Genomic DNA, 5,089 nt, shown 5'->3' with positions numbered 1-5,089 from the left:
ATCGCCAGGCTTTAAATTAAATCTTTAGGTTGACCAACCTGGAGATATGGACGCTCACTTAGTGAGTTGACCACTGCGGAGTGGTAGTTCAGTTGGTTAGAATACCGGCCTGTCACGCCGGGGGTCGCGGGTTCGAGTCCCGTCCACTCCGCCACTTATAAGACAAAGCCCTAACAGAAATGTTAGGGCTTTTTCGTGTCTAGTGTTTTGGTTTGCGACCAACGAGTCCCGGTGCCTGCAACCCCAGCCGTTCCGCCATTTATTAGAAAGCCTAGTCTTATGACTAGGCTTTCGTCGTTTCAGGGCTGTGAGTTTTTGTCTTCGACTACGATAATATCGCTACAGATTGAGAAGATTCGCTAGGAATAGTGAAGCTTTTTCACTTAAATATCTAAAGTCAGTAGATAACTCTCAAGCTATCCCAAAAATATCACTCTCGACATACACCAATTCCCTAATGACGACTAGTATAAAAACAGTGATCGTTTATTTGGAATTGTTATGAGGTTATTTTGTACATTGGCTCTTATCTTTTGTTCGTTTGTTGTATCTGCAACCTCGTGGGAAAAAGAGAAAAGCCCAACAAGAAATTCAACCTCATCCATAGGTAGTTACGCTAATGGTTGTCTTGACGGGGCGCAAGCTTTGCCAATTAATGGGCAAGGTTATCAGGTGATCCGCCCTCAGAGAGAGCGCTATTATGGCCACACAGAGTCAATTCAGTTTATTGAAAGGCTAGGTTTAACTACAAGCAAACAACTCAACACAAATCTATTGGTGGGTGATATTTCGCTACCTAGAGGTGGACGCTTCTCATCTGGCCATTCAAGCCACCAGACTGGGTTGGATATTGATATATGGTTAAGGCTCACTGATGAGAGACTTTCCGAGAATGAACTTGCTGTTCCTAAGCCAATAAGTGTAGTCGACCTTACCAACTACAAATTACGTAAATCAAATTGGACCGATGATCATTTTCAAGTGATTCGCTATGCAGCCAAAGATGAAAAAGTGGTACGAATCTTCGTCCATCCTGTCATTAAACAAACTCTTTGTGACCAAGAAAACTCTGATGCCAATGGGAGAGCTTGGTTAGGAAAAATCAGACCTTGGTGGGGACATCATTCTCATTTTCATGTTCGTTTAAAATGTCCTAAAGGTAGTTCTAACTGCATCGCTCAAGCAAACCCGCCAAAAGGTGATGGTTGTGGAGATGAACTTGCCAGTTGGGCTCCGCAGACCATTCCAGTTCCTCCACCTAAAAAAGTCGCTAAAAGTAAGAAAAAAAAGAAAGTTAAAGTAATGCCGAGTCAGTGTTTGGCCTTGATATCTAATAAGTAATCGCATCTATCGAGGTTAATTACAGTGGAAATGCCACTGACTTTCTCGTCTCTGAAACTGGAGAAATGTCACACTTTTGTCTAGAGTTTATAAACACGTAATTAAGAACATCGTTTGATATCAAAACAAACGGATAACGACAATAGCAAAAACAACGATGAATTTGATAATGCTTAGTCAGGGATGGCGTGTTTCTTGGGTGAAAGATGCGGCTTATGTGCAGTATATGAAAATCAGAGTCTGATACCCGTCTATAAAAATTCAAGGATAAGACAATGACTATGATTTGCGCGAAGGAATTTTCAGAATGGTTAAGACATAGGTTCAACGCTGAAAGCTCGGGTATTTCTATTTCAAGAGCTGATATCAATCAGCTAACAGGCAGACAACGTTTAGATCCTAGCTTCGTAAATGATGTTCACTATGAGTTAATGCAGTATGGAATGGCATTTGTGACTGATACCAGTAGAGAAAACTTCTATCTTGTTCCGATAGCTCAATCAATAAACTGGCGAGAGCGACTCGAATATCAATTTGAGAAAGAGATGTTCTGTAACATATATCCCATTGAAAAGTCGGGTTAAAAAAAAGGTTCAACTTGATGATTAAGTTGAACCTTTTATCTTTTAGGTCAAGCCTTGAATGATGACAAACTTTTCTAATAATTCGTCGTCAGTTTCAATATGGTTCGGGTCAGTAATGATACATTTTGTGATCGGACATACTGACTGACATGTTGGCTTCTCATAGTGACCTTTACACTCAGTACATAAATCAGGATCGATTTCGAAGATACTGTCACCCATAGTGATTGCACCATTTGGGCATTCTGGGTCACACATATCGCAGTTTATGCACTTGTCAGTTATTAGTAGAGCCATTTATCTTTCCCAAGTAACCGTTATTTACCTGAAGCGTTACGTGTATCTTGGCCTTCGCTCAAGTTACGCATTAGCAAGCCATACTCTAGATCGAGATCTGCTGGCACAGGAATAAATACGAAGTGACCGTTACCTTTTGCGTCGTCTACCGCTTCAGATTTACGGTTTTCCATCACTTCTAGTTTGAAAACAACGTTACCTTTAGGTGTCATCATTTCTAAGCTGTCGCCAACTAAGAATTTGTTTTTTACTTCTACTTCAGCTAGGTCGCCACGGCGTTTACCTGTGAATTCACCAACAAACTGTTGAGTATCAGAGATTGAGTAACCGTATTCGTAGTTTTGGTATGAATCGTGAGTGTGACGACGTAGGAAGCCTTCAGTGTAGCCTCGGTGAGCTAGGCTCTCTAGCGTACCCATTAGGCTCTCATCAAATGGCTTACCTGCAACAGCATCATCGATAGCTTTACGGTAAACCTGTGCTGTACGTGCACAGTAGTAGAAAGACTTAGTACGCCCTTCAATCTTCAATGAATGAACACCCATCTTCGTTAGGCGCTCAACGTGTTGGATTGCGCGAAGATCTTTCGAGTTCATGATGTAAGTACCATGCTCATCTTCAAACGCCGCCATTTTCTCTTCAGGTTTGTGCGATTCAGAAAGTAAAACGACTTCATCAGTTGGCTTACCAAGGCCTAGTGTGTTGTCAGGGCGCTCGTCTTGAACTTCAATACCTTGAGTTTCTACTTCTTGAATAGCAACGCCGGTAGGGTTAGCTTCAACGATCTGACCGTTTTCGTCTTCTTTCGCAGCTTCTGTCTTGTATTCCCAACGACAAGCGTTAGTACAAGTACCTTGGTTTGGATCGCGTTTGTTCATGTAGCCAGAAAGTAGGCAACGACCAGAGTAAGCCATGCATAGAGCACCGTGAACAAAGATTTCTAGCTCTGTTTCTGGGCAGTGTTCGCGAATCTCTTCGATCTCTTCAAGAGATAGCTCACGAGATAGGATCACACGCTCAACGCCTTGAGTTGACCAGAACTTAACGGTCGCCCAGTTTACTGCGTTTGCTTGAACTGAAAGGTGGATCGGCATTTCAGGGAATGATTCACGTACCATCATGATAAGACCTGGGTCTGACATGATAAGTGCGTCTGGGCCCATCTCAACAACTGGTTTAAGGTCGCGAATGAATGTTTTTAATTTAGAGTTGTGTGGCTGAATGTTACATACAACATATAACTTTTTGCCTTGAGCATGAGCTTCATCGATACCGATTTGTAGGTTTTCGTGATTGAACTCGTTGTTACGAACACGAAGGCTGTAACGTGGCTGGCCTGCGTATACTGCATCTGCGCCATAGGCGAACGCGTAACGCATGTTTTTAAGGCTTCCTGCCGGTGATAATAGTTCAGGTACAAATGGTTTCTGTGTAGTCATTGCTTCGTTCTCTAATCTGATCTCAAGTCAGGTTGATACCACCAAGTGATATCAAAGGGGCGCAAATTTTACGCTAAAATGAGTTTGGTTGATAGCCCTAAAGATAACAATGGTATTAAGAAGCGAGCTGATAGGTATTGATAAGCGGGAGTGGGAAAGAAATAAGCTCAGATATCGTCGATACCTGAGCTTCAAATCGGAACAATTAAGCGTTAGGTTGAGTTAACCCGCCTAATGATTCAAATAGGTTTGGTAGGAAAACACTGAACTCACCACAAAGTAGAGAGAAGTCTGCATCAAAACGTGCAGCTTGATCTTCACGAGGAATATCGTCGTTCTCATCTTTTAGTTCATCACTGAATTTTAGACGCTTGATGCTGCCATCTTCAGCAAGAATGAACTCAATGCGATCTTGCCAGTTGATCAGAAGCTTAGTCACAACTTTGTTGGCTTCAATGTGGTTCTTAATCTCATCAGCTTCTAGTTCTTGTTTCTTAACTCGAACAATACCGCCGTCTTCTTGGATTGATTTAAGCTCAGCTTCATCAAGCATGGTGATGCCTTTAGGCGTATCACCTGACTTAACCCATTCCGTTAACGTTGTTTCAATCGCTTGCTCTGGAATAGCTGGCACTACTGGCAAGCTACCCATTGTTTTACGTAGTAATGCTAGTACGTCTTCTGCTTTTTTGTAGCTGCTAGCATCAACAACAATAAAGCCTTCTTTCGGCATGATCAGCGCGTAAGTGAAGTTACTGCGGCTGAAAGCACGAGGAAGAAGATCGATGATGATGTCTTCTTTTAGGCTGTCTTTCTCTTTCTTTTTCAGAGGAGTACCAGACTCTGCTTCAAGCGTTTCTACTTTTGCATTCAATGAATCTTTGATCACAGAAGCTGGAAGCATTTTCTCTTCTTTCTTTGCACAGATGAGAATGCGGTTTTCTGATACGTGCGTCATCATATCGCCGTGTCTACCCATCGCGTTTACCCAACCAAATTTCTGTTTGTCTTGGCTACCACAAGGGGTAAAACGGAACTCTTCAAGTTGTTTCTCTAGCTGATCTGCGTTGAAGTCTATATCACGATTAAAGCGATAGACGAGGCAATTCTTAAACCACATAAATATTTCTCATACCTTTATCTGAAGACGCTCATCATAGGAGATTTCGATCCATTTGTCTTATACCTGCAATAAAAATTAAAAGTGAAATGTTTGAGACAGTTATATGAAAATTTGTTTTCAAAGGTCACAAAAGTGTCATAATTAAACCAGATAATGCAATGCGTTGATTAAATACTAAGGCTATTCAATTATGTCGAGAAGGATTCTGGTCGTTGAAGATGAAGCACCTATTCGTGAGATGCTGTGTTTTGTACTTGAACAAAAAGGCTACCAAGCAGTAGAGGCTGAAGATTACGATACAGCGG

Annotated in this window: 5 protein-coding genes and 1 tRNA gene; 3 read left to right on the top strand and 3 right to left on the bottom strand. The window is 41.8% G+C overall.

All coding sequences use genetic code 11. The features are described 5' to 3' along the window. Positions 1-77: 77 nt before the first annotated feature. The 3 genes from AB4653_RS16120 to AB4653_RS16110 all read left to right on the top strand — a co-directional run bounded on the left by AB4653_RS16120 (position 78) and on the right by AB4653_RS16110 (position 1,925). Positions 78-154 (top strand) — tRNA-Asp (locus AB4653_RS16120). 347 nt (positions 155-501) lie between these two features. Continuing rightward, positions 502-1,341 carry a penicillin-insensitive murein endopeptidase gene (gene mepA / locus AB4653_RS16115; RefSeq protein ID WP_009848259.1) on the top strand — a complete coding sequence of 280 codons (840 nt, stop codon included), beginning with the start codon at positions 502-504 and terminating at the stop codon, positions 1,339-1,341. A gap of 275 nt (positions 1,342-1,616) precedes the next feature. Further along, on the top strand, positions 1,617-1,925 hold the full coding sequence (locus tag AB4653_RS16110; RefSeq protein ID WP_009848260.1) for a hypothetical protein: 309 nt from the start codon (positions 1,617-1,619) through the stop codon (positions 1,923-1,925). A 42-nt stretch (positions 1,926-1,967) separates the two neighbouring features. Here the strand turns inward: AB4653_RS16110 and AB4653_RS16105 are convergent, their stop codons facing one another. The 3 genes from AB4653_RS16105 to rdgC form a co-directional block, all read right to left on the bottom strand. After that, positions 1,968-2,222 carry a YfhL family 4Fe-4S dicluster ferredoxin gene (locus AB4653_RS16105; RefSeq protein ID WP_004735061.1) on the bottom strand — a complete coding sequence of 85 codons (255 nt, stop codon included), beginning with the start codon at positions 2,220-2,222 and terminating at the stop codon, positions 1,968-1,970. A gap of 20 nt (positions 2,223-2,242) precedes the next feature. Beyond that, positions 2,243-3,661, bottom strand: coding sequence for a tRNA 5-hydroxyuridine modification protein YegQ (gene yegQ, locus AB4653_RS16100; protein ID WP_009848261.1), 1,419 nt, complete (start codon positions 3,659-3,661; stop codon positions 2,243-2,245). A gap of 205 nt (positions 3,662-3,866) precedes the next feature. Continuing rightward, positions 3,867-4,781, bottom strand: coding sequence for a recombination-associated protein RdgC (gene rdgC / locus AB4653_RS16095; RefSeq protein ID WP_009848262.1), 915 nt, complete (start codon positions 4,779-4,781; stop codon positions 3,867-3,869). Between the last annotated feature and the right edge of the window lie 308 nt (positions 4,782-5,089).

The sequence above is a fragment of the Vibrio sp. 10N.222.48.A3 genome, assembly GCF_041475345.1.
GTDB classification, from domain to species: domain Bacteria; phylum Pseudomonadota; class Gammaproteobacteria; order Enterobacterales; family Vibrionaceae; genus Vibrio; species Vibrio tasmaniensis_A.
This window is presented reverse-complemented; position numbering and strand designations above follow the sequence as displayed.

What these genes read in the sequence shown, in the direction of transcription:
- mepA (WP_009848259.1), top strand. Translation starts at nt 502, where the DNA reads ATGAGGTTATTTTGTACATTGGCTCTTATCTTTTGTTCGTTTGTTGTA.
- AB4653_RS16110 (WP_009848260.1), top strand. Translation starts at nt 1,617, where the DNA reads ATGACTATGATTTGCGCGAAGGAATTTTCAGAATGGTTAAGACATAGG.
- AB4653_RS16105 (WP_004735061.1), bottom strand. Translation starts at nt 2,222, where the DNA reads ATGGCTCTACTAATAACTGACAAGTGCATAAACTGCGATATGTGTGAC.
- yegQ (WP_009848261.1), bottom strand. Translation starts at nt 3,661, where the DNA reads ATGACTACACAGAAACCATTTGTACCTGAACTATTATCACCGGCAGGA.
- rdgC (WP_009848262.1), bottom strand. Translation starts at nt 4,781, where the DNA reads ATGTGGTTTAAGAATTGCCTCGTCTATCGCTTTAATCGTGATATAGAC.